We start from the raw sequence: 22,701 nt of genomic DNA on the forward strand, positions 1-22,701 counted from the left end.
ATTAATTCACCTCGTTTAATAAATGAAGTATATCTTCTTCCCTTGCTGCTTCTATGATTTTTTGAATATTCTCCTCCTCTGAACAAACAATGGCGATCTTTGAAAGAATGGCCAAATGTTCGTCGTTTTTTCCGGCAATGCCAATAAGTATTTTGGCCGTATGTCCATCTCCATAATCAACCCCGTCAGGGATTTGTACAACAGAAATGCCTGCATGTTTCACCAGGTTTCTGGCATCCTCAGTACCATGAGGAATGGCAACAAAGTTCCCCATATACGTTGATGCGAGTGCTTCCCGTTCGAACATTTTATCCACATAAGCAGGTTCAACATAACCTTGATTAACTAAAATATTTCCCGCTAAGCGAATCGCTTCCGTTTTATCTGTAACTGATGAACGCAAAACAATATTCTCTTTCTTCAATACTGGCATTGGCAATTTAATTCACTCCTTATGATCCGCAATATGTTCGTAAAAAAATTTCTCCAGATGGTAGCTTATAAAAGAATAAATCTTTTCATAGTTTCCTGATGCAAATACAGCCATACTTTCCTCATCTTTTATAATTAAAGCGCTTATGTGGCTTAAAACGGAAAGCATCTCTTGGGCAGCAGGCTCTGGTGCTAACAGCAGCAAGAGTTTGTTCACCTTCATCTGCTTTTGATCCATACCATTTACCGTTTGCCATTTCGTTAATGTATAGATTGTAAACGAGGGTTGAATAACAGCCGGGCTCCGGGTATGGTACATAGCAAAGGGAGTTCCCGGTATGCCTAATCCCCCTACTTGTTCCCTGTTTAACAATTGCGTAAAAACCCGTTCTTTATCGCTAATAACCCCTTTTTGGTACAGTCGATGACACGCCTCAAACAACGCATCCCTAACGGATTCTCCATCTAATTCCAGTAAGGTAAAACCATTTAAGATATTTACAATGGTTTCGCTCATTTTTTGAACGGAGCGGAGCTTTTCGGCCACATTTGTGGCACCTTCAGTGAATGGATGCTCTTGTTCTCTTCGTCCTTGCACTTCTCTATTCTCCAGGAACTTTTTAATAGATGTAAGTTCTCTTTCTTGAAGGATCGGGCTGACCACAAAATAAGTTCCTGTAAAGTTGTGCAGCGGCACTGTTGAGACAATAAGGTCATATTGATCTGTATCCACTGCTTTCAATTCCAAGACAGATGTGTGTTTGATGTGTACGATCTCAGGAATTTCTTTTGTCAATCTCGTTGCTAATATTTTTGCCGTACCTAAACCGCTTGAACATATAACTAAAGCGCGAATCCCTTTCCTTTTTCTTAATAGAGCGGAGGCGAAGTGAAGCACTAAATAACCAATTTCTTCCCTTGGAACAGCCAAATTGCGAAATACCTTTTTGACTCCTGTTTCTAACGTAGAAAAAAGGTCAGGATAGTCTTGAACAATTTTGGATAAAAGTGGATTGGCTATCCCCATGTTATGTTGCATACGATAAATCGCCGGCTTTAAATGAACGACTAAATCCTGAAGTAAAAGCTTATCGTTCGTTAAATCTACGTTCAGTTCATTGCTAACAAAGCGAATCAATTCTTGTGCTTTTATTCCTATTTCAAAACTGGCTTCCTCTAACAAATATCCTTGACGATCTTGAAATTTTGCCCCCATTAAATGCATTGTAATATAGCCAATTTCTTCAGGGGGTATCGTTATATGGAATACATTTTCTAGCGACCGGGCAATTTTTTCGGCAGTTTTGTATTCCTTGGCATCGCGAATTGTTTCTAAATATTGTTGATCAAAATTGATTGATTCTCCTTGGATAATCCGCTCAACAGCCAAGGCCAGATGGACCACTAAGGCGATATAGGAACTATCTGCAATAGGAAAAGGAAGTTCCTCTATGATCTCTCCAATTTGCTTTTCAATGATTAAGAAGTTGTTCTGATCAACGAGGCCGAGGAGCTTCTCCGTAACGGTGTTGAGAGTTTCCGCTGATCTTTTTTGAATAGATTCTTTCATTAAGGATAGAAATTCATATTCACCAAAGTGATTCAATAATAACTCGCTCATCATCCTCCGTTTCGCCGATTCAGATCCCGCAATTTCGACCCCGTATCCCCTTTTTCGAATCAGCGAAAGCCCGTATTTCTCAATGTCTTCCCTTATTTTGTCTAAATCGTGGCTGATGGTTGCTACGGTGACGTTTAAATCATTGGCCAGAGATAAAAGCTTGACAGGCTCTATCGCCTCCAATAAAGTAATCAAGACGATTTTTTGACGCTCTTCCGGTGTGTATTCCGTATGAGACAAATGAAAAAGATGCAGTTGCAGTTCTTTTTTGTTATGCTCGTCCCCAGCTACTTGGATGCCCACTCCTGATTTTTTGATGAGCTGCAAATGATAATCCTTTAATATGCGTTCTACACCTTTTAAGTCTCGGTGAACCGTACGATTGCTGACTTGAAGCTGTTTGGCAAGATCCCTGACCGGAAGACCTTGATCATGAGACAATAATATATCGAGTATTTTTCTCTCCCTTGCCGATATATACATCACGCTTCACCCGTCCCCTTTGAGCAACCATGCGGACACGATTTTTGGATTTGAATTGAGTTCTCAGGAGGGTGGTTAGCCCTCCTACTTAATTCTTTTCCTTTATAGTCTCAATCAATTCATCATATTTTGGACTATTTAAGAAGTTTTCGACCGCGACATGATAAGCGTTTGGCAGTTTCTCCTTCGCACGCTCCGTTAGATTTTGGTGAGTAATGACAATATCTGCGTCTTCCGGAAGCTGGTTAATGGCTGTATTTGTTACTTCAATATCCAATCCCGCTTTCTGTACTTTATTTCGTAAAATCGAAGCTCCCATGGCGCTTGAACCCATTCCTGCATCACAGGCAAACACAATTTTGTTAACTTGGGATGGCATCGTTGTTTCTTTTTGTAACACAGCAGCCATATCACTCTTTTTCCCTTTTAATTGTTGCATTTTTTCTGTCGCCTTGCTCAGATCTTCTTCTTTATTTTTTGCAGCTTTCAGGAAAAGAGAGGCGATGAGGAAAGAAACAGCTGCTGCCACAAATACTCCTGCCAGTACACCAAAGTGGTTGCCTTTTGGAGTCATCGCTAACAAGGCAAAAATACTGCCAGGGGACGGAACGGCCACTAATCCGGCATTGAAAAGTGTAAACGTTAAAACCCCGCTTACTCCCCCTGCGATTGCTGCTAAAATTAATACCGGTCTCATTAAGATGTACGGAAAGTATATTTCGTGAATACCGCCTAGAAAATGAATAACCACGGCACCTGGCGCTGACTGTTTTGCTACTCCTTGTCCAAACAGCCAAAAAGCGAGTAAAATACCAAGACCCGGCCCCGGATTTGTTTCCAGCAGGAACAAAATCGATTGGCCTGTTGCAGCAGCTTGCTCTATTCCAATCGGGCTCAAAATCCCATGGTTTATGGCGTTATTTAAAAACAGGACTTTTGCAGGCTCAATAATGATATTGGCAAACGGTAATAATTTGAAATCGATAATAGCCTCAACCCCAGCGGCTAATGTTTTGTTTAGAGCTAAAACAACTGGTCCGATTCCTTTAAAGGCAACTAAGGTTAAAATCCCACCAATAATTCCCGCTGAAAAGTTGTTGACTAACATTTCAAATCCTTGTCTGACTTTCCCCTCGATGAGTTGATCAAATTTCTTGATCATATAACCGCCAAGGGGTCCCATCATCATTGCCCCAAGAAACATCGGAATGTCAGAACCGACAATGACCCCCATTGTAGCCGTCGCACCGACGACGCCGCCGCGGACATCGTAAATCATCTTGCCGCCTGTATAACCGATTAATAATGGTAATAAATACGTAATCATAGGGCCGACAAGCTGGGCAAATGCTTCATTGGGTATCCATCCTGTCGGGATAAACAAAGCAGTAATAAAACCCCAAGCAATAAACGCACCAATATTAGGCATAATCATGCCGCTTAAGTAACTGCCAAATCGTTGAATTCTCACACGAAACTCTGATTGATTGACCTTTTCACCAACCATTTTTTGAATCCCCCCTTTTTTTCTTCCTATTTTTATATTAAAGCGCTTGCAAAGGAGGGTTCAACGTAAAGTAAATATCATTTTGTCCCAACCATTATTGTCATTTTTTAAAAAGATTTAGGTACATAGGTAAAGGCAAAGAATATTGGCAGCAGAAATCACTGCTGTACTTATCAGTCGTTGATAGTTGTCCAAATATTTATACATGGAAATTCCTGTTAATTTAATATTTGAAATATGAAAATCATAGTTTTCCTAATATTTGAAGCATGAATGACTGCCTCTCTTTAATGTACAAAAATTTACGAATAGTACTTGAACAGATATTTTTTCATCTTTTTAATCGTTTGCTATTTAATGATATGTGCTATTATTACCAGTTAACAGGACAATCGGTTGGGCCGATATTTTTAAGAGCCTGCCGAACGATCAAAAAAGGCCACCCACGGAAATTTTCGTGAGTGGTCTTTCCAAAAGCAACGCTGCTTCAGGCGGGCAGTGCATTTCGTTATATACATTCAATTATTCCCCTTTAAGAATATCCATGACTTTTCGCACCGAATTAGCTGACCGACTGAGAGCCTTTTTCTCTTCATCCGTTAAATGCAATTCAATGATCTTTTCTACTCCGTTTCCACCAAGTATGGTAGGTACACCTAAATATAAGTCATGAAATCCATATTCACCTTCTAAATAAGCCACTGCAGGAAGAATCTTCTTTTTGTCTCTGATGATGGCTTCTGCCATCTGAACCAGAGACGCAGCCGGGGCAAAATAGGCACTGCCATTACCTAACAGATTCACTATTTCTCCCCCGCCCTTTCTGGTCCGCTCCACAATGGCAGCCAAACGATCGGCGGGAATCAACGTTTCTAAGGGGATACCACCCGCATACGAATACCGCACCAGCGGGACCATATCGTCTCCATGTCCGCCCAGCACAAATCCAGATACATCCTCAACTGAAATACCCAGCTCCTGGGCAACGAATGTATTAAAGCGGGCAGTGTCCAGCACCCCGGACTGGCCAATGACACGGTTTTTGGGAAAACGCGTCGTTTGGAAACAAACATAGGTCATCACATCCACAGGATTGCTCAAAACCAGGATCATACTTTGTGGGGCATACTTCACTATATTTTCGGATACTTTCCTCATAATTTTGGCGTTGGTATGGACCAAATCGTCGCGGCTCATACCAGGCTTGCGGGCAACCCCTGCCGTAACTACAATGAGGTTGGCATCTTTGATCAGCTCATAATTTGAAGTACCGGTAATATGAGCATTGAACAGTTGTACTGGGCCCGCTTCCAGCATATCCAGAGCTTTGCCCTTGGTCCGTTTCTCTGCCTCGGGGATATCCACTAAGACGATATCCCCCAGCTCTTTTTGTGCGAGCATCAGTGCGGTTATTGTCCCCGTATTTCCCGCTCCAATCACCGCTATTTTATGTCGTTGAAACGTCACGTTCCCTCACCTTCTATCCTTTTGTTCCTGGCTTAAGTTTTATCGTTCTCTGAATCAGTGGATTCGTTCTCCTGATCCTCCTTTTTCTTTCGATTCTTTGTTCTGTTCCCATCCTTTAACTCTCTTGCTTTGGCCTGATCTTTCACTTTTGGGGATGTTAGAGTTGTATTTTGCTGAGCCGGCCCTTGAAACGACCTTTTGTCCGTTGCCAACATCGTGCCTACTGTTACATCGGGGTGAGCGATCACATGACAGGCGATCAACTCTCCAACCTGCTCAGCTGCTTTTTTACCCGCTTCAACAGCAGCCTGTACGGCTCCAACGTCTCCTTCCACAAGGACAGCCACCAGCGCCCCGTCCACTTTTTCTTGATTAACCAAACTCACATCTGCTGCTTTAATCATGGCATCTGCCGCTTCAATTGAACCAATCAATCCCCTTGTTTCGATCATGCCCAACGCTTTGGCCAACCGCCTCACCTTCCTTCTATATCAATGGAGTCAACAATGCCAATTACCACTGCATCAATGGGAAGATCTTTGTCTGCAATGACAAAGCGGGATGAGCTGCCCTCTGTAATCATCACCCGGTCTCCCACCCCGGCACCGATTCGGTCAGCGGCAATGAGGGGGGTGTCTACAGGATTGCCGCAGGGATCTTCCAGCTGAACAAATAGGAATTTAAGACCTTTTAAACCCTCTTCTTTACGCGTTGCCCATACATTCCCAATCACCGTGCCAATTTTCATCTTTGACCCACCTCATCCTTGCTGACTAAAAGTTTGATCCCCCGTTCTCTGGCTGTGTCCCGGGCAAGCGGGGTGATGATGACCGAAGGCGACACAACAATGGTTTTGGCTTCAGTCTCCTGCAGCGCACGCTGTGTCAACAGCTGTCCTGTAAAGTGCCATATGGCTTGATTACCTTGCCGATCTCCCGGTTTCAATTTGGCCAGATCGGCTAGTGTGCCAAAGGTAACGCCAAAGTCCAGTAATGTCCTTACTTGCTGCAAAAGATAGTCTCTATAGCGTTTAGCACCTGTGCTAAGTGAATCTCGTTCATCATGGGCAGCAAACATCCATTCCAGACTGGGAGCCACTTGGATAAATACAGGGATATCTGACTGCAACGCTTGGGCCAAAACAGCTGCCCCAACCGTGTCTGTCAAACCCAAAGCACCCCGGACGATGAAGTCCTGATCCATGTGGAAAAAATAAACCATATGAACAGATGTTAAGGTGTCATCCAGTGCAGCATCTGCCGTGTGGAGCTCAACCTGCCATTTGTGTTGTAAGGCAGCTTTCGCCAGATCAAGATCTTCGGGGTTGGCATCAGTGTTATAAACCATCAGCAATCGAGGTGGAGAACACACACGGCGCACCACTTCTCTGGCAATTTCCTCTATCAGCTGACGATGTTTGATAAGCTGACGTTGATGGTCTTTCATGAATGAATAACTCCCGGTGTATGACTGGGAATCAGGATGCCTTCTCCCCGTGTTGAAATCAGAGCTGCATTGCCTTCATCCGTATCAATGTGCATCTCAAGTTTGTAACGGTCAGATACACGGATCAACACGTTTTCAAACGTAATAGGGCGCTCACTTTTCACTTTGACTTTGACGCATTGCCCGTGCTCAACATTGAAAGCAGCGGCGTCTTCTGGTGTCATATGAATATGGTTTTGGGCAATTATCAGTCCTTGAGAGAGATGGACACTCCCTTTTGGACCAATAACGGTGACCGGAGACGAACCCTTAATGTCTCCGGAAACACGCAGGGGGGGATTTAGGCCCAGTTTAAACGCATCAGTCCCGCTGATTTCCACCTGGCTCTCCCCCCGTGCCGGGCCCAAAATACGCACCCGCTCCAGACAACCTTTCGGTCCCGCAATGATCACCGTCTCCTCTGCTGCAAATTGACCTGGCTGGGATAAATCAGCCTTATGCGTCAGCTGATAGCCCGCACCAAACAGGGCTTCCACATGCGCCTGTGACAGATGCACATGCCGGGCTGAGACAGCAATGGGAATAGTCAATCCGTTGCGGCCCCCGTGATGGTATTCCGACAGCACCTGCTCCACAAGAGATTGGACATTTGTCTGATCCATTGTTTCCCCTTCTTTCTTAACCCCCTATTATTCTGCCGAGACTTTAGGCAAGATGCTTTCCAACTCGTTATGCGGGCGGGGAATGACGTGTACAGACAATAATTCTCCAACACGCCGGGCCGCTTCAGCCCCGGCTTCGGTTGCGGCTTTAACCGCCCCTACATCACCGCGTACCATCACTGTCACCAACCCGCCTCCAACATGCACTTTGCCAATCAGATGAACATTAGCCGCCTTAACCATGGCATCGGCCGCCTCAATCGAGGCCACTAATCCTTTGGTTTCAATCATCCCTAAAGCTGTATATTCTCTGGACATATTTCATACCTCCTAAATGAGTTTTGTTATATTGATTGTTTGAAAAAGTTGATCATCCTAACTTAGCCAGCACTTCCTGCACCAGCTGAGTCACCATCTCCTTATCCACACGACCAACCTTCCCCTCTTCAACCAGCACCTTTTCTACCACTTGTTGAACTTCAACAGCTTTGTTATGCCATCCCTTCTCCCCCCTTCTCTCTGGTAATGAATCTGTTCCGGGCCGGGGAATATCAATATCGCGAATGCCATAAGCCATCCGTTTAAGATTTATTAAATGATGAACGGTAATATTATCTGAAGTGATATTGCCTCCAAATGTGCCACACCCCAGGGTGTACGATGGTTTCAGATGTGTGGTGGCCCCAACTGCCCCCAGTGCAGCTGGTGTATTAACCACAATCCGTGAAACCGGGATTTCTTCTGCAAACCGGCGGGCCACACCATCATCCCGGGTATGAATGGCTAACGTATGTCCCCGGCCTCCCAAGGCAAGTAGCTGCTTACACAGATCAACGGCTTCTTGCCAATCCCTGACCGAATAAAAGGCAAATAGCGGTGACAACTTTTCTATAGAAAAAGGGATATGTTTGCCAACTTCTGTTTCCTCTGCGATTAAAAGCCGAGTCTTTTCAGGCACGGTGATCCCTGCCATCTGAGCAATGACGGTGGCACTCTTGCCCACAATTTTGGGATTCAGTTTGCCGGGAGCCAGAGTCATCACGGCCTCCACTTTTTTCTTCTCTGCCTCATTCAGAAAATAAGCTCCGTTATTTTTGAACTGGTGAACCACCAGGTGCCGCACCTGCTGATCAACAATCACAGCCTGCTCCGAGGCACAAATGGTGCCGTTATCAAATGTTTTGCTGTCAACTATCCTTTTTACGGATTGACTAATATCAGCCGAACGCTCAATATAGACTGGTGCATTGCCAGGACCGACACCATAAGCCGGTTTACCTGAACTGTAGGCTGCTTTGACCAGTCCACTCCCCCCTGTGGCTAAAATGAGGTGGACATCGGGGTGTTTCATGAGTCCCTCTGTCGCTTCCATTGTCGGCTCTGTAATCCAGCCAATCAAACCATCCGGTGCTCCTGCCTCCCTGGCCGCCTGCATACAGACTCTGGCCGCTTCTACCGTACACTTGGCTGCAGCCGGATGAGGGCTGAACACAATGGCATTGCGGGCCTTTACCCCAATTAAACTTTTAAAGATGGCTGTTGAAGTGGGATTGGTTGTGGGAACGATACCGGCAATCACCCCAAATGGTGAAGCAACTTCGACGATTTGCTCCTCACGATTTTCGTTGACAATGCCCACTGTTTTAACATCCCTGATCGATTCATACACATCTCTGGCTGCCACCTGGTTTTTGATCACTTTATGTTCATAGACACCCAACCCTGTTTCTTCAACGGCCATGTGGGCCAACTTACTGGCCTGTTCAAAAGCAGCGTCGGCCATGGCTTTGACAATGCGGTCCACTTGCTGTTGTGAGAAACCAGCGAATATGTGCTGTGCTTCTTTCGCTTTAGCAACCGCCAAACGCATCTCTTGCACAGACCGCAAATCCTTATCCCATTCGATGATCGCTGTCATCTGCCGTCTGACCTCCTTTATCCAATATGTACAACCGTGAGTGATGAGTACCAAATAAACCCTTTAAAAGAGCGTTCTTAATACGCTACAGGCGCACGTGCGATTTCTGCCACGGTTGCTCTAAACGCATCGGCCGCCGCCCGGCAAGCCGATTGGGATCCGGTTAACAGCCCCCCGCCAAAGTTGGTTTCCGAAGGCGGACCAAAAAACGTCACCAGCTCGACATCGGCTGCTTTTAACGCTGCATCCAATCCATATATAGCTTCCAAAGGAGGCGCAATTAAGTAAGCCAACGGTTCCCCCTCAGCGATGCCTGCCAGTTTAGACAGATAACTTCCTGTTCTGGCAATTACATGGGCATATAAGGTGTGAGCACCTTCAGAATCAAGTGCTTCAAAATAGGCCTCATTTTCGATCGTATGTCTTGCCGCCTCAAGCCCACTGATCACTTCATCCGGTGTAGGAGCGGCCAAGATGCCGATAAATTCACCGGATAACGGTCCTGAGGCATGGGCTGCACCGGCGTAAAATGACCGGGCATACACAACCTCCACTTCAGCTCTTTTCGTTGCTTCATCTACCGCCGTATAACCTACATCATCTATGGTGGTTGTCATCAGCCCCAGGCTGCGCTGCTCAGGTTTTAAGTTCAGTTGTTTGATGAGGTGTTGGTCAACATTTGGAATCACCCGTACAGCAAGCACCTCGGCTTTCACTGGTCGAAGAGGCACTGCCTTCCCTCCTTTCTATTTCTCTTTCTTGACTAACGACACACCGCTCGCTTTATATTTAAGAATTTTTTGAACCACATTGCCGAGATAGGCACCAGCTTCCACCGGGGGTATGCCTCCGCGATGAATATTGGAAATCACCATGCGGTCTGCCTCTACCGTCCCCTTTCTCGGCCGGTAACACAGATAAGCACTGAGGGATTCGGCACTGACCAATCCTGGCCGCTCACCGATCAACAGAACAACAACTTCGGGCTGCAACAATTCTCCTACGTCATCCATAACAGCGACCCGTCCTCTTTCAATATAAAAGGGAGTCCCTGTCTTTAAACCTAGTTGCTGGAGAGATTGCAACAAGGAAAGGTATGTGTCCTCAAAGTTTTGCAAAATGGCCTCTGCACTAAGACCATCCGAAACAATCACTTGCACTTGAGGCTGAAACATGCATCTCTCCCTGATCGTTGCTTTGGCCTCCTCACTTAGCTTGCGGCCTAAATCCGGACGGCGGATATACTCATCTTTGTTTTTAACTAGCGTTTGGACCGTAAAAAGAGCGTGTTTTTCCAACAGATCAGGGATGACTTCCCCGTGCACGGCGTCGACGGCTGCAGCGTGATCCAGTCTGAACCGCAGCCAAGCCTCCGTTTTTGGCCTGGGACCGGCTCTGCCAATGCCTATTCTGGCCGGGGTGGATGACCTGATTGAGGACAAAGCTTCAGGATATAGGGGCTGATCAACCCCTGCCCTTGTTTCCGGTTCCTTTAAAAGCTCATCCTGGCCGGAGATGGATGAATTGAAGGAGAGTTGATCATCTTGCTTGTGAACCGCCCCATGTGTGATGACGCGGGGCTTTTCCGTTAAGTGATCCCATATTTTTACCATTTGACTGCTTTGTGTTGAAACTGTTGGCGATGTATCGCTATTCTTTTCTATTGCCTGCATTTCTTCCAACTTCTTCAGCACCAACCGGGTGATGGCTGTGACGGTCTCCCGGTCCATGAGCTCACCTCCTTTTGGCAAAGATTGTCGGATCTCCCGCTTTTGGAGTTAGTCGGCCATCCTCCATAATGCCCATTTTTTCCAGCCATGCTTCAAATTGTGGGGCCGGCCGGCGGTTCAACGTTTCTCTTAAGGCAGCAATGTCATGGTAACTGAGAGACTGATAGTTCAACATACAGTCATCCCCCATCGGCGTAGCAATGACGAAATTGACACCGGCTGCGGCAAGCAGAACACCCAAATTTTCGATATCGTTCTGATCGGCCTTAATATGGTTGGTGTAACACACATCCACTCCCATGGAAAGGCCGTGCATTTTACCCATAAAATGATCTTCCAGTCCCGCCCGAATCACCTGTTTGGCATCGTACAGATACTCCGGACCAATAAAGCCAACCACTGTATTGATAATAAACGGCTGATAGCGTCTGGCAAATCCATAATTGCGTGACTCCAGCGTCATCTGGTCCACGCCATGATGAGCTTCTGCCGATAACTCAGATCCTTGCCCTGTCTCAAAGTACAGGCGTTGCGGTCCTGTACTGGTGCCCATCCTCTGAATCATGTCCTGGGCCTCATCTAACAAGGCAGCGGAAATCCCAAAGGAGAGATTGGCTTTTTCTGTCCCGGCAATACTTTGGAAGATCATATCGGCCGGTGCTCCTTGCTCAATCGCTTTCATCTGCGTGGTGACATGGGCCAGCACACAGTTCTGGGCCGGAATCTCCCAGGCTGTCAAAAACTCATGCGTGGCATGCAGAATCCGTTTCACACTTTCCACAGAATCATCAACAGGATTGATACCGACAACAGCATCGCCGACACCATATGACAGCCCCTCCTGTAATGAGGCCAGTATGCCGTCAACACTGTCTGTCGGATGGTTCGGCTGCAGACGGGAAGCCAGCCGCCCTTTTTGTCCAATGGTAATATTACACTCACTGACCACTTCAATCTTATTTGCTGCATACACCAGATCCAGGTTAGACATCAGCTTGGTCACTGCGGCAATCATTTCGCTGGACAAGCCTTTGCTGATGCGCAGCAAGTCACTGCTCTGGTTCTGTTCGTCAAGAATATATTCTCTTAAATCAGCCACCGTCCAGCCTTTAATCTCCCGGTAAATGTTTTCATCAATGGACTCATCAATGATTCTGGACACTTCATCTTCCTCGGGTGGAATCAGCGGATGATTGCGAATCTCTTCCAAAGTCATCACACTTAACACCTGTTTGGCTGCGATCCGCTCTTGTACCGTTTCTGCGGCGATTCCCGCCAAGCGGTCCCCCGATTTCTCTTCATTCGCTTTGGCAAAAACATCTTTGATATCTTTAAATTGATAAATTTGACCCAGCAATAGTGTTTTTAACTTCATGTGGCACCCCCTCTTCTTCATACACTTATTAAGCTTGGAAAGCCAAGGTTTTCACAACAACCGGCACAACATCGGACCTTAACTTGCGGCCAATATCCACATAATCCCCGTGTTCCACCCTAATTTGATCAATACATACCACATCCCGTTTATTGTGGATCATTTTCATGGTTTGACCGACCACTTTGGCAAAATCTCCGTCCACAATGACGATCATGGGCTCATGCTGATTGGGCTGCAGTTGGTAAGCTTTCACAATCCATTGGGCCAGCTGTTGGACTTGGCTGTATGTTAAAACAGGCAGCTGGGTAAGATAGAGGGCGAAATTCTGCCCTTCCAGGTTAGAGTCATAAATCTGAATGGCCCTTTCTACCGCCTGCCTGATCTTGACCTCCCCTTCCTGCAGATTGTAGGCCAGATCCACATGAAAGACCGGGATATTTTTCAGGGGCAGACGGGAATCATCCACTTGTATCGTTGACCCGCTAATTTCTGTGGTCTCTATCCCAGCCCCCAGCACCGTAGCTCTCACCGTTTCCTGTGGCGGGATCCATTCCCACTGTTTGAGCGACTCGCTAGCCTTTATCTCCTTGGCTAAAGTGGCTCCCATATCCTGGTATGGGATGGGTGTTGCCCCCGGTCCATCTTCCTCTAAGCGATAGAGGCATTCACTCACGCCACCGGAAAACATAATTGCTTCAATGTCCACCTGCCAGTCGGGAGGGTGGCCCAATAAGAGAATCCGGTCCTTGTCCTCAACTCTCCCCTGCAAGATACTAACTAGAGTAGAGACCATCTCCCTGGCTACCCGCCGTATAGCTGCCTTGCTGAACGTTTGACCGACAGCTAATGTCCACTTGTTGCGATCAATCATCTCTTGCACAGGGGCGGAAATGTGCGTAATCTTATCACTCTCAAATTCAATTAAGCGTCCCCCAATATGCAATGTGCACGTGCCCTGGAATTGCTTGCCCCTATAGACGGCGATATTGGCCGTTCCTCCCCCTATATCGATATTGGCGACCACTTTTCCTGTTGATTGCGCATACTGGTAGGCACCAGACCCTTTGGCCGCGAGGATCCCTTCCAAATCGGGGCCCGCGGTGGCCACCACAAATTGGCCAGCTTTTTCAGACAGGAGGTGAAGCATTTCTTGGGCGTTATGTTTCGTCGCTGTTTCACCAGTGATAATCACAGCACCAGTCTTGATCTCTTCAGGTTTGATGCCGGCCCGGCCATATTCTTGCTGCAGAATATCGAGCACCGCCTCCATATCAATGATCGTTTTTGACCGTAACGGTGTCCGATAAATGGGACTTTTATAGAGAATGGATTTATCGACAATTTCAATCCTGGGAACATGGCTGGTGCCAGCTGTGTTGGTCAGTTTCAAACGGCTGATAACGATTTTGGTTGTGCTCGTGCCAATATCGATCCCTGCGCTGAGCAGTACTTCCTCATCCGTAAAGCGTTCTTCCATCACGCTTCACTCTCCTTTAGAACAAAAAACGCCTTAAACAACCAGGTCACCTGGTTATTCAAGGCGTCGTTGCCAAAGTAATATGAATTTTTGTTGAGTTCATTTTAATACTTTTATTCCGCCTTGTAAAGCTGGTCGTGGAAGTACAGCCCCTCGTATTCACTTGTCTGCACATAGGCCTTCATGTCGGCGTAAGTCTCACAGCGAATCAGATCACGCAACTGGTCAATGCCCACATTGGTCTTGACTGAAGTTAAGATGATCGGGCCGCGGATTAAGGCCTGTTTAAGCTGGTTGACCGCACGTTCAATGTTGGCATTTGGCGCATCAATTTTGGTCACAACGCCTATGGCCAGTTTGGAAATGCCTGAAGAAAAACCCGGGGGAAAGATGGTCTTCGGATTGGTTGCATCTTGTAAAAACAGCACATGAGTGACTTCCAGCATGGTAACCATAATCGTTTTGTAAAACATGGGATTCTCAGTATACTCACCGGGTGTATCCACAATCCAGTCCTGATAATGCAACGCTTGGGTCTTGACCGCATCCTCCTGGCGTTCTAGCAAGGCATTGGTCAGCGTTGACTTACCTGATCCGACTGCGCCAATCATCATGGCCCGCTTGCGTGGCATGTCATCCCCTCCAAGCACTTATGATTTGGTGATTGGGGCGGGTGTATAACCTAACTGCTGGCCTAAAAATTCATTAATCTGCTGCAAAGCGGTCTCTACTTCGGCCACGCTGCCCACCAAGACCAAACTACCTGTGAACCGGTCCAGAAAGCCGACCGAAACATTGGCTTTTTTGGTGGCCAAATCTCCGGCGATGATCACCGTTTCACTTGGCGTCAAGGTCAAAATACCAATGGCCCCCTCTTCAGCCAACCCCAATTTTGCAAACATATCCGGATCGGGATTGGCAATCAAATGGCTTAAAGTCACCTGTTTTCCGGGAACAAATTCTTGTATAAACCTTTTCTTTTCTTCTGCCATCAGTGTCCTCCCTGGTGTCTCAAGTATCCCATCTCTTCCTCATGTGATGGACTTTTCACCATATTTGCTCAGGATATGCTTAGCCAGACGTACCATCGAAATCCGCTTTTTCATGCTGGTTTGCCTTAATAAGGCATAAGCCTTGCTCTCAGAGATCTGTTTGTGTTCCATGAGCAGCCCCTTTGCCCTTTCAATCAGCTTGCGGTTCTCCAGCTGCTGCTTTGTTTCATCAACCTCTTGGGCAACCTTTCTCATCCGGTTCACTTGGGCCAGAGCAATTTCAACAGCAGGAATCAGCGTCTTCTCTGAAATGGGCTTTATCAGATAACCCAAAACATGACTTTGTTTGGCTTTTTCAACAAATTCCCTTTGGCTATAAGCCGTTAAGATCAGAATAGGCAAGTTGATGGAACGGGTAATGATTTGGCTCGCTTTTAATCCATTTAAGCGAGGCATTTTAATATCCATAATGACCAAATCAGGCTTTAAGCGGTGAGCCAGTTCAATCCCCTGTTCACCATCACTCGCCTCTCCTACAACTTCAAATCCCGCCTCTTCCAGTATCTCTTTTAAGTCCATGCGTACAATCGCCTGGTCTTCCACGATTAAAATTCTCGTTGCCATCTAACCTTCATCCCCTTTTAACGGGACTTGGACAACCGCAGTTGTCCCTTCGGTGGTTTTCTTGATGTGATACTGACCGCAGAGATCATAATGGACAAGCATGTGGACAATTTCCATCCCTAATGATTCAGGTTGCCCCTCCTCATAACCGATCCCATTATCTTGGACGGTCACCGTCAAAACATCATGCTCTTCTTTTTTCACATGGACGCCAATCTCCCCTCTAACCTGATGAGGAAAAGCATGCTTAATACTGTTTTGAATTAATTCATGAACAATCAGCGCCAAAGAAATGGCCCGGTTGGACTGGAGAACAACTGTGTCTCCATTAATAGATATGGAAAGATGGCTTTCCTCATGATTTCGGTTCTGAACCAAGGTGCGGCCTATCGTTTCAAGCAATGTCAGACATTCCGCTTCATCGGAGGTGGTGTCTGACAACACTTCATGAACGGTGGCGATACTGAGAATGCGGTCAATCATCTCTTGAAAATAAGGTAAACTGTCCTTTGGTACGCCTCTTTTCATTTGAAGACGGATGAGACTTGCCACTGTTTGCAGACTGTTTTTCACCCGGTGGTGAATCTCTTTGATGACAGCCGATTTCACAATGAGTTGTCTTTCTTTTTCCCTCAATTCAGTGATATCCCGGATCAAAATTAAACGGCCGGTTAATTGCTTAGCATGATCCCTTGTTTTAATGCATTTAACCTCAAACACTTTATTCTTGTACTTCATTTCTTCAAACAGCACTTCATCCTTGTGGTTCATTAAAACATCCAGCCAGGGAAAGAGCAGATGGAAATCGCTGCCCACAATGTCTCCCCTGTCGGCCATCTCTTCGGCCATGTGCAGTCCGAGTGAGTTGACATAGACCACTCGACCTTCAACATCGATCAGAAACAAAGCTTCCTGAATCATGTTGGTCAGCAGGGAATTGGGTCCTGTCAGACTTATCAGGGTTTGGCTTAATTGAGTTGTTGTTTTTGAAAGGGCTTTTAATCGCTTCTCATTTGTCGCCTGTTCACTAATGTCTTGTTCCATGATCAGGGATCCGATTGTTCGGCCGTGTTTATTTTTAATCGGTACAACACTCTGCTTGACCAGCTTCCCCTCTTGGGAAATCGCTCGTTTGCGAAAAACCGGTTTTCCCCGCTGATGGGTCAGGACAACAGCAGGTTCATAGGACTTGTAAGCAATCTTCCCCACCACGGACTGAGTATACAATGAGGGTGCAGTCGTTGGGGCAGCTTCAGCAACGACTATGGCATGTTGCTGATCTTTGAGCGGACAATCGATAAATATATTGGCCTGGGCCAAATCAGCCATTTGTTGCAAGTTCTTGGCCTGTTCACAAATCAAGTCAATATCTTCTTCCGACAAACTTGTATATTTGTTACAAATCTTCTTAATAAAAGTACTATTGCAATAGGTTGATTCAGCGGTCAATTCGTCCATAGCTCATGTCCCCTTTTCGAAACAAAAAAGGCGCACAACTCCCATCGTTGCTGGCGCCGTTGCCAAGAATGCATATTGACTTAGTACTTTTATATCACTTCGACGCCACGGTTGTCAATATTCATATTATTTTATCTTTTTTACTAACAATTCACTGATTTCAGTATCTGCATGAGGAATGACGTTATAAGCAATCAGAGATCCGACTCTCTCGGCTACTTCTCTCCCCGCATCTACCGCCGCCTGTACAGCGCTAACATCTCCTTCTATAAAAGTGGTGATAAGAGCTGGGTCCATTTTATTTTGATTGACAAGGCGGACATCAGCAGTTTTGAGCATAGCATCGGCTGCTTCAATAGAAGTAGCTATCCCTCTTGTTTCGATCATCCCTATTGCTTTACTCAACTTCCTCACCTCTACATAGAAGCCGTAATTTTATTCCAATGTCTAATTTCCTGATCAGTAAGAGGACGGACGTCTGTTTCCTTGTTGACGGAACCCTTTCTGCTCTCTATTGCTGACATCGAGCAAGTAATCTCATTCCAATGCCTAATTTCCTCTGCAGTAAGAGGACGGATAGCTGCTGTCTCCTCTAATTTGGAAATCACTAGTTTCGTAATCTCCCTTACCAAAGCCCGATCCATTATGCAACCCCCTTCTACTTCACATAGATTCACTTTGACTTGTCATGCCATCACTTGTTTGTTTATCATCCATTTGGCTAAATTGTTCTTCCGGGGCATTCGGATTAATATGGTGTCTTGCCCAAGCGAAGTAATAAACAGTCGCAGCGGCAAAAGTTGCAACACACACAAAGAAGAAGGTTAGATTAGCAAAGAAGCTGGCAAATATGGCAATGACCGCTAATGCTAACGATACGATTGGTACGAAAGGGTATAGTGGTGTTTTATACGGACGTACAAGATTCGGTTCTTTTTTCCTTAAAATAAGAACAGATAGATTCATCGAAATATAAGACACCAATGCACCGAATGTCGAGATAAGAATTAAATCATCTGGGTTAAACAATATAACTAGTATAAGCCCGATCAGGCCGGGAAGGATGAGCGCCATATAGGGTGTTCTCCTTGTTCTATGCAACTTGGAAAGAAAATCCGGAAGATACCCTGCTCTAGAAAGCGCGAAAATCTGGCGTGAATAAGCTAATATGACCCCTGAAAAACTGGCAATTAATCCAACTAAACCAATGGAGGCGAGAATTTGTGCTAACCAGTAACTGTTGCCGAAGGTTGCTCCTACTGCAAATGGCAGAGGGTCCTCAGCCGTGCTCATTTGTTCAATGCCGCCTAATCCAATGGCTGTTGTCGTCGTCAAAACGGACAATATGATTAATGTGATAATCCCCGATATAATGCCTTTAGGCATATCTTTTTTCGGATCGCGCGTTTCTTCCGATAACAACGGCAGCATTTCAATAGCCAGAAACAGCCACATCGCATACGGTAATGCAGCCCATATTCCCTGAACTCCTCCAGGGATTAATGAACTCTCGCCAGAACCGAATAAATTTTCCACTTTGATCTGCGGCAGACCAACAAAATACATGAGGACTAGTAATGCTAAAGCGACAAAAACAAGTATAGTTTCCAGCCTGGCGTATTCTTTAATCCCGATAATGTGAACAACGATGAAGAAAACAAACAAAACAGCTGCAGCTACAACAGAGTTGATTACTGGAAACAAGAAGTTAATGTATGCACCGATGCCAATCGCAATAATAGGAGCTGCAATGAAATATTCCAAAATAACCCCTATGCCGGTTAAAAAGCCAACAAATGGTCCCATTGCACGCCTTGCAAATGAATAAGGTCCGCCTGCATGAGGCAAGGCTGTCGATAACTCTGAAATACCGAGACACATGAACGCATACATGATAGCCATAAAAGCAATGGCGATCAGCATACCAACATAGCCCGATTCAGCTAAACCAAAGTTCCAACCAAAGTAGTTGCCCGAAATAACAATTCCGACTCCAATCACCCACAAATGAAATGGTCTTAATGTCTTCTTCAATTCAAGATTTTTGGTTGCTTCCATATCTGATCTCCTTCTTTCATAAATTGTTAACTGTCATTTGGCGCGAATATTGAGTAAATGAAAAATTAAGAAAATATCTCGTTAGTTACCTAAATTTTGCTAAATAATCTTTTGCCAATGCATCAGTCGCTTCGGTATATCCACTTCCCATTTCTCTTGCTGTTTCGTTATCACGGCTGCCGATCCAAGAAATCAGCATTAACCTTCTCAACATAATAAAGGTTGGAATTTCTTGTTCCTCCTCTTCAGAAAGAGGCCGCACTTTGCGATATCCTTTCACCCACGCTTTCACCAATTCAGGAACATAAGGTTTATGCTCGATGAAGCTGAGCGCGGCTCCTAGATCGAAAAGGTACCAGCCGAATCCGCAATCATCAAAATCAATTACCTTAATTTTATTATCCTCAACAAGTAAATTGGCCAGCCGCAAATCGGCATGAATGAGTCCAAACCGGTCCGGGCCTTTTCCGAATTTTTCTAGGCGACGTTTAATCACCTCGGATACTTCTTGGAATAGTTTTTTTCTTTCCGGAGTGATGGCAACCCCATCCTGCCATCTTCCCCACTTCGGATTTTCTCCAAGAATGGTCTCATAATCCCACGGTTCGCGATCCAATGTCTGAGCCTCTTGCCAATTTTGGCTGTGATTGTGTAAATGAGCAGTAATCTCCCCAAGTATTTCAAACTGATGAATGAGTTCCTGTTCATTATTTTCATCTGGAGCCTGGCCTTCCAGAAAGGTAAACATCGTGCAATGATACTCACGAGGATCATTTTCAAGTTTCACGCTTTGAACATATTCCCCGTTCGTTCCTGAAACGGGTACAGGCACTTCGATCGGTGATTGTTGATCAATTGCTCTCATCCAGGCAAGTTCACTTTCGATTTGAGACTTTTTATGATAGTCGGGGCGGCACACCCGTAAGATGTTTTTTTGGCCGGTTATCCGGCTCTCGACGAGATATGTGGCATTCTCGGAATAATCTAACAGCTTCACGGTCGGTTGATCGTCAGTAAAGAATAAAAGAATGGCACAGTTGGCAACTTTATTAAATTTTTGTACAGATTTTCCCCAGCTTTCTGTACTTGGAATGCTCATTCCATTAACTCCTCTCCGCCATAAAAGTATACTTAATAGCTTGCGCCGCTTCTTTTATACTCTGTTCGCACCTTGTCAGTAAATCGTCACAGTATGCCTGGTCGCAGAGCAATCCTGGTTTAAATTGCAGCACCCTCGGATCCAGCATCGAATAAATGGCCCATACCCCATTTTTATAAAGTGAACGCATCACATATTTGGCGCCTTCGGGGTGATTAAATTCCAGGCCCATGACAACGCCCAGTTGCCGGATACCAATGAAGAAGTCCGGGTATTTTTGTTTTATCGTTTCAAGGCCTGACCGTAAATAACGAGCCACATACTCAACATTTTTGACTACTTCCTGGCGCTGAGAGATTTCCAGCACTTTCATGGCCACAATACAGCCCAGCTCGGAGCCCCCAAACGTGGAGATATGAGCAAATCCATCCTCTTCCATCCAGCCGCCGGCTTTTTCGCTGACGACTGTGGCACCAATTGGGTAAATGCCGCCGCTCAACCCTTTGGCGGTCACCAAAATGTCAGGTTGCACCCCATAATGCTCGATGCCCCATAATTTTCCGGTCCGCATTAGCCCTGTCTGCACTTCATCGGCTATATATAACGTTCCGTAGGCTTCACACATCTCTTTAACGGTAGCTAAATAGCCTGGCTCCGGCAGGGGGAAACCATATGTTGCCGGAATGGTTTCAATCACGACACAAGCAGCATCTTCTGTAGCAAGCTCCCTTCTCATGGCTTCTACATCATTAAAGGGAACCTGGACAAATTCGGCCGGGTCGCCTTCACTCAGAAACGGGCGTGAATAGCGTTTGTTACCGATGGAAACAGCGAGCCCCGTGTGTCCATGATAACCATTTTGAATGGAAATCACTTTTTTTCGTTTCGTGGCATATCTTGCACATTTGATGGCTACATCGATCGCTTCACCTCCTCCGCTGGAGAAAATGGAATATCTGACGCTTTTGGGCGTGCATTTGGCAAGGTCTTCGGCGAGCTGGGCACGGGCGATGGATGGAAAATGGTGATTGCCAATATCAAACTGTTCCAACGCTTCCTTTAAAGTCGCAATTATTTCCGGATTGCGGTGACCGAGATTGTATGTGCCGCCATTCAGATGGACATCCATCAATTTCTTGCCATTCATATCGTACACGTAATAACCTTTGCGTTTGCCCATGACAAAATCGATTTCATCCTGCTGCCATTGGCGTGTTTTCCCGGGATTCCACCATGCAATGGATTGTTCAAGCACTTTTTGCTTAGTATTGTTTAACATATCATCTACTCCTTACTTCTCCGTAAACTTGATGTTCAGGCGAGATCCATTATTCCTCAGGTAAAATTTGCCCCCCATCCACAATGATAGTTTGTCCTGTAATATAACCCGCTTCCTTTGAAGCAAGGAAAAGCACAGCATAGGCAATATCTTCTACGGTGCCAAGTTTCTTTAAAGGAATGGCTTCGGCCATCGCTTGCAAATAATCCTCTCCCATGCCTTCCAACCCTTCAGTCAACACGTTGCCAGGCATCACCGCATTTATCGTAATGTTATATTCGGCACATTCGAGGGCAGCTGTACGCATAAAGCCTAACTGTGCCGCTTTACTGGCAGCATAATGGGACCATCCTGCGTAACCTGTAACAGGCCCCGTAATTGACGAGGTGATTACAATGCGGCCGTACTCTGCCTGTTTTAAATAGGGAAGACACGCCTTCACCGTGATAAATGTGCCTTTCGCATTTGTATTCATGACATGGTCCCAATCCTCACCTGTCATTTGCTCTAACGATACAGAGGGGAAGATCCCCGCATTGGCACAGACAATATCAATGCTTCCAAATTTCTCATAAACCGCTTTTGCAATGGATTCCATGGATTTTTGGTCAGTGACATCCCCTTTGCAGGCATACACTTCAACCCCGTCATCTCTTAATTCCGACGCACATTCCCCGGCAACAGAAAGATGTCTGGCTACAATGGCTACATTGGCCCCATGTTTGGCAAACACACGGGAAATGCCTTTCCCAATCCCTTTACTTCCCCCAGTCACGATCACCGTTTTCCCTTGAAAAGAAGGAAACATTTCAACACCCGCCTTTCCAAAATGTGTAATTTATGAACCATCGACAACATGTCTGCCCTCCTGTAAAGAATAATTATGTTGAACATGGTTGACTTATGTATATTTGTGTCTTCTCCATATCCTTTAATTAAACGCGAGCTTTTTGCAAAATAACATTTTTACCGTCAGGTAACAAAAAGTTTGGCATCAAGTACCATAATTGGTTGTAGAGCGATTGTTCTGAGGTGATTGAGGGTATATTTTCCCCCTCCCCACCATATGC

Annotated in this window: 23 protein-coding genes; all 23 read right to left on the bottom strand. The window is 45.7% G+C overall.

Going from position 1 to position 22,701, the window contains the following annotated elements; genetic code table 11:
- Position 1: 1 nt before the first annotated feature.
- The 23 genes from IEW48_RS11685 to fabG all read right to left on the bottom strand — a co-directional run bounded on the left by IEW48_RS11685 (position 2) and on the right by fabG (position 22,439).
- The gene (locus tag IEW48_RS11685; protein WP_188623933.1) at positions 2 to 433 is read right to left on the bottom strand and encodes a PTS mannitol transporter subunit IIA; all 432 of its coding nucleotides are present in this window, start codon (positions 431 to 433) and stop codon (positions 2 to 4) included.
- Between the two features lie 12 nt (positions 434 to 445).
- Positions 446 to 2,536, bottom strand: coding sequence for a BglG family transcription antiterminator (locus tag IEW48_RS11690; RefSeq protein WP_188623934.1), 2,091 nt, complete (start codon positions 2,534 to 2,536; stop codon positions 446 to 448).
- Between the two features lie 88 nt (positions 2,537 to 2,624).
- Positions 2,625 to 4,043, bottom strand: coding sequence for a PTS mannitol transporter subunit IIBC (locus IEW48_RS11695; RefSeq protein ID WP_188623913.1), 1,419 nt, complete (start codon positions 4,041 to 4,043; stop codon positions 2,625 to 2,627).
- Positions 4,044 to 4,565: 522 nt separating this feature from the next.
- Positions 4,566 to 5,510 carry a malate dehydrogenase gene (gene mdh / locus IEW48_RS11700; RefSeq protein ID WP_188623914.1) on the bottom strand — a complete coding sequence of 315 codons (945 nt, stop codon included), beginning with the start codon at positions 5,508 to 5,510 and terminating at the stop codon, positions 4,566 to 4,568.
- Positions 5,511 to 5,542: 32 nt separating this feature from the next.
- On the bottom strand, positions 5,543 to 5,980 hold the full coding sequence (locus IEW48_RS11705; RefSeq protein ID WP_188623915.1) for a BMC domain-containing protein: 438 nt from the start codon (positions 5,978 to 5,980) through the stop codon (positions 5,543 to 5,545).
- 5 nt (positions 5,981 to 5,985) lie between these two features.
- A complete protein-coding gene (locus IEW48_RS11710) occupies positions 5,986 to 6,258 on the bottom strand; it encodes a EutN/CcmL family microcompartment protein (protein WP_188623916.1) in 273 nt (90 codons plus the stop codon).
- The gene (locus IEW48_RS11715) at positions 6,255 to 6,956 is read right to left on the bottom strand and encodes a hypothetical protein (protein WP_188623917.1); all 702 of its coding nucleotides are present in this window, start codon (positions 6,954 to 6,956) and stop codon (positions 6,255 to 6,257) included. Before IEW48_RS11715 ends, IEW48_RS11710 begins: the two co-directional genes overlap by 4 nt.
- Complete coding sequence (pduL, locus tag IEW48_RS11720; protein ID WP_188623918.1) at positions 6,953 to 7,618, bottom strand: phosphate propanoyltransferase; 666 nt, start codon at positions 7,616 to 7,618, stop codon at positions 6,953 to 6,955. Before pduL ends, IEW48_RS11715 begins: the two co-directional genes overlap by 4 nt.
- Before the next feature lie 27 nt (positions 7,619 to 7,645).
- Entirely contained in the window at positions 7,646 to 7,936 is a 291-nt protein-coding gene (locus IEW48_RS11725) for a BMC domain-containing protein (protein WP_188623919.1), read from the bottom strand.
- 52 nt (positions 7,937 to 7,988) lie between these two features.
- On the bottom strand, positions 7,989 to 9,536 hold the full coding sequence (locus tag IEW48_RS11730) for an acetaldehyde dehydrogenase (acetylating) (protein WP_188623920.1): 1,548 nt from the start codon (positions 9,534 to 9,536) through the stop codon (positions 7,989 to 7,991).
- A 77-nt stretch (positions 9,537 to 9,613) separates the two neighbouring features.
- A complete protein-coding gene (eutL, locus tag IEW48_RS11735) occupies positions 9,614 to 10,267 on the bottom strand; it encodes an ethanolamine utilization microcompartment protein EutL (protein WP_188623921.1) in 654 nt (217 codons plus the stop codon).
- A gap of 15 nt (positions 10,268 to 10,282) precedes the next feature.
- Complete coding sequence (eutC, locus tag IEW48_RS11740; protein ID WP_188623922.1) at positions 10,283 to 11,266, bottom strand: ethanolamine ammonia-lyase subunit EutC; 984 nt, start codon at positions 11,264 to 11,266, stop codon at positions 10,283 to 10,285.
- 4 nt (positions 11,267 to 11,270) lie between these two features.
- Complete coding sequence (locus tag IEW48_RS11745; protein WP_188623923.1) at positions 11,271 to 12,641, bottom strand: ethanolamine ammonia-lyase subunit EutB; 1,371 nt, start codon at positions 12,639 to 12,641, stop codon at positions 11,271 to 11,273.
- 28 nt (positions 12,642 to 12,669) lie between these two features.
- Positions 12,670 to 14,121, bottom strand: coding sequence for an ethanolamine ammonia-lyase reactivating factor EutA (locus tag IEW48_RS11750; protein ID WP_188623935.1), 1,452 nt, complete (start codon positions 14,119 to 14,121; stop codon positions 12,670 to 12,672).
- Between the two features lie 113 nt (positions 14,122 to 14,234).
- Positions 14,235 to 14,753: a EutP/PduV family microcompartment system protein gene (locus tag IEW48_RS11755; RefSeq protein ID WP_188623924.1), complete on the bottom strand. Its 519-nt coding sequence runs from the start codon at positions 14,751 to 14,753 to the stop codon at positions 14,235 to 14,237.
- A gap of 18 nt (positions 14,754 to 14,771) precedes the next feature.
- Positions 14,772 to 15,113 carry an ethanolamine utilization microcompartment protein EutS gene (gene eutS, locus IEW48_RS11760; RefSeq protein WP_188623925.1) on the bottom strand — a complete coding sequence of 114 codons (342 nt, stop codon included), beginning with the start codon at positions 15,111 to 15,113 and terminating at the stop codon, positions 14,772 to 14,774.
- Positions 15,114 to 15,152: 39 nt separating this feature from the next.
- Positions 15,153 to 15,737, bottom strand: a complete 585-nt coding sequence (locus IEW48_RS11765) for an ANTAR domain-containing response regulator (RefSeq protein ID WP_188623926.1) — start codon at positions 15,735 to 15,737, stop codon at positions 15,153 to 15,155.
- Positions 15,738 to 17,195, bottom strand: coding sequence for a PAS domain-containing sensor histidine kinase (locus tag IEW48_RS11770; RefSeq protein ID WP_188623927.1), 1,458 nt, complete (start codon positions 17,193 to 17,195; stop codon positions 15,738 to 15,740).
- A 126-nt stretch (positions 17,196 to 17,321) separates the two neighbouring features.
- Complete coding sequence (locus IEW48_RS11775; protein ID WP_188623928.1) at positions 17,322 to 17,600, bottom strand: BMC domain-containing protein; 279 nt, start codon at positions 17,598 to 17,600, stop codon at positions 17,322 to 17,324.
- Between the two features lie 258 nt (positions 17,601 to 17,858).
- A complete protein-coding gene (gene eat / locus IEW48_RS11780; protein ID WP_188623929.1) occupies positions 17,859 to 19,253 on the bottom strand; it encodes an ethanolamine permease in 1,395 nt (464 codons plus the stop codon).
- Positions 19,254 to 19,338: 85 nt separating this feature from the next.
- Positions 19,339 to 20,352: a phosphotransferase enzyme family protein gene (locus tag IEW48_RS11785; RefSeq protein ID WP_188623930.1), complete on the bottom strand. Its 1,014-nt coding sequence runs from the start codon at positions 20,350 to 20,352 to the stop codon at positions 19,339 to 19,341.
- Between the two features lie 4 nt (positions 20,353 to 20,356).
- Positions 20,357 to 21,631: a class-III pyridoxal-phosphate-dependent aminotransferase gene (locus tag IEW48_RS11790; RefSeq protein WP_188623931.1), complete on the bottom strand. Its 1,275-nt coding sequence runs from the start codon at positions 21,629 to 21,631 to the stop codon at positions 20,357 to 20,359.
- 49 nt (positions 21,632 to 21,680) lie between these two features.
- On the bottom strand, positions 21,681 to 22,439 hold the full coding sequence (gene fabG / locus IEW48_RS11795) for a 3-oxoacyl-ACP reductase FabG (RefSeq protein WP_188623932.1): 759 nt from the start codon (positions 22,437 to 22,439) through the stop codon (positions 21,681 to 21,683).
- Positions 22,440 to 22,701: the final 262 nt, after the last annotated feature.

Origin of the sequence: Caldalkalibacillus thermarum (assembly GCF_014644735.1) — a bacterium.
In the GTDB taxonomy this organism is placed as follows: Bacteria; Bacillota; Bacilli; order Caldalkalibacillales; family Caldalkalibacillaceae; genus Caldalkalibacillus; species Caldalkalibacillus thermarum.

Coding starts and splice junctions, on each gene's coding strand:
- IEW48_RS11710 (WP_188623916.1), bottom strand. CDS start 6,258: ATGAAAATTGGCACGGTGATTGGGAATGTATGGGCAACGCGTAAAGAA.
- IEW48_RS11790 (WP_188623931.1), bottom strand. CDS start 21,631: ATGTTAAACAATACTAAGCAAAAAGTGCTTGAACAATCCATTGCATGG.
- pduL (WP_188623918.1), bottom strand. CDS start 7,618: ATGGATCAGACAAATGTCCAATCTCTTGTGGAGCAGGTGCTGTCGGAA.
- IEW48_RS11725 (WP_188623919.1), bottom strand. CDS start 7,936: ATGTCCAGAGAATATACAGCTTTAGGGATGATTGAAACCAAAGGATTA.
- IEW48_RS11750 (WP_188623935.1), bottom strand. CDS start 14,121: ATGGAAGAACGCTTTACGGATGAGGAAGTACTGCTCAGCGCAGGGATC.
- IEW48_RS11765 (WP_188623926.1), bottom strand. CDS start 15,737: ATGGCAACGAGAATTTTAATCGTGGAAGACCAGGCGATTGTACGCATG.
- IEW48_RS11745 (WP_188623923.1), bottom strand. CDS start 12,641: ATGAAGTTAAAAACACTATTGCTGGGTCAAATTTATCAATTTAAAGAT.
- IEW48_RS11715 (WP_188623917.1), bottom strand. CDS start 6,956: ATGAAAGACCATCAACGTCAGCTTATCAAACATCGTCAGCTGATAGAG.
- fabG (WP_188623932.1), bottom strand. CDS start 22,439: ATGTTTCCTTCTTTTCAAGGGAAAACGGTGATCGTGACTGGGGGAAGT.
- eutC (WP_188623922.1), bottom strand. CDS start 11,266: ATGGACCGGGAGACCGTCACAGCCATCACCCGGTTGGTGCTGAAGAAG.
- IEW48_RS11755 (WP_188623924.1), bottom strand. CDS start 14,753: ATGCCACGCAAGCGGGCCATGATGATTGGCGCAGTCGGATCAGGTAAG.
- eat (WP_188623929.1), bottom strand. CDS start 19,253: ATGGAAGCAACCAAAAATCTTGAATTGAAGAAGACATTAAGACCATTT.
- IEW48_RS11770 (WP_188623927.1), bottom strand. CDS start 17,195: ATGGACGAATTGACCGCTGAATCAACCTATTGCAATAGTACTTTTATT.
- eutS (WP_188623925.1), bottom strand. CDS start 15,113: ATGGCAGAAGAAAAGAAAAGGTTTATACAAGAATTTGTTCCCGGAAAA.
- IEW48_RS11785 (WP_188623930.1), bottom strand. CDS start 20,352: ATGAGCATTCCAAGTACAGAAAGCTGGGGAAAATCTGTACAAAAATTT.
- IEW48_RS11695 (WP_188623913.1), bottom strand. CDS start 4,043: ATGGTTGGTGAAAAGGTCAATCAATCAGAGTTTCGTGTGAGAATTCAA.
- IEW48_RS11685 (WP_188623933.1), bottom strand. CDS start 433: ATGCCAGTATTGAAGAAAGAGAATATTGTTTTGCGTTCATCAGTTACA.
- IEW48_RS11730 (WP_188623920.1), bottom strand. CDS start 9,536: ATGACAGCGATCATCGAATGGGATAAGGATTTGCGGTCTGTGCAAGAG.
- IEW48_RS11690 (WP_188623934.1), bottom strand. CDS start 2,536: ATGTATATATCGGCAAGGGAGAGAAAAATACTCGATATATTATTGTCT.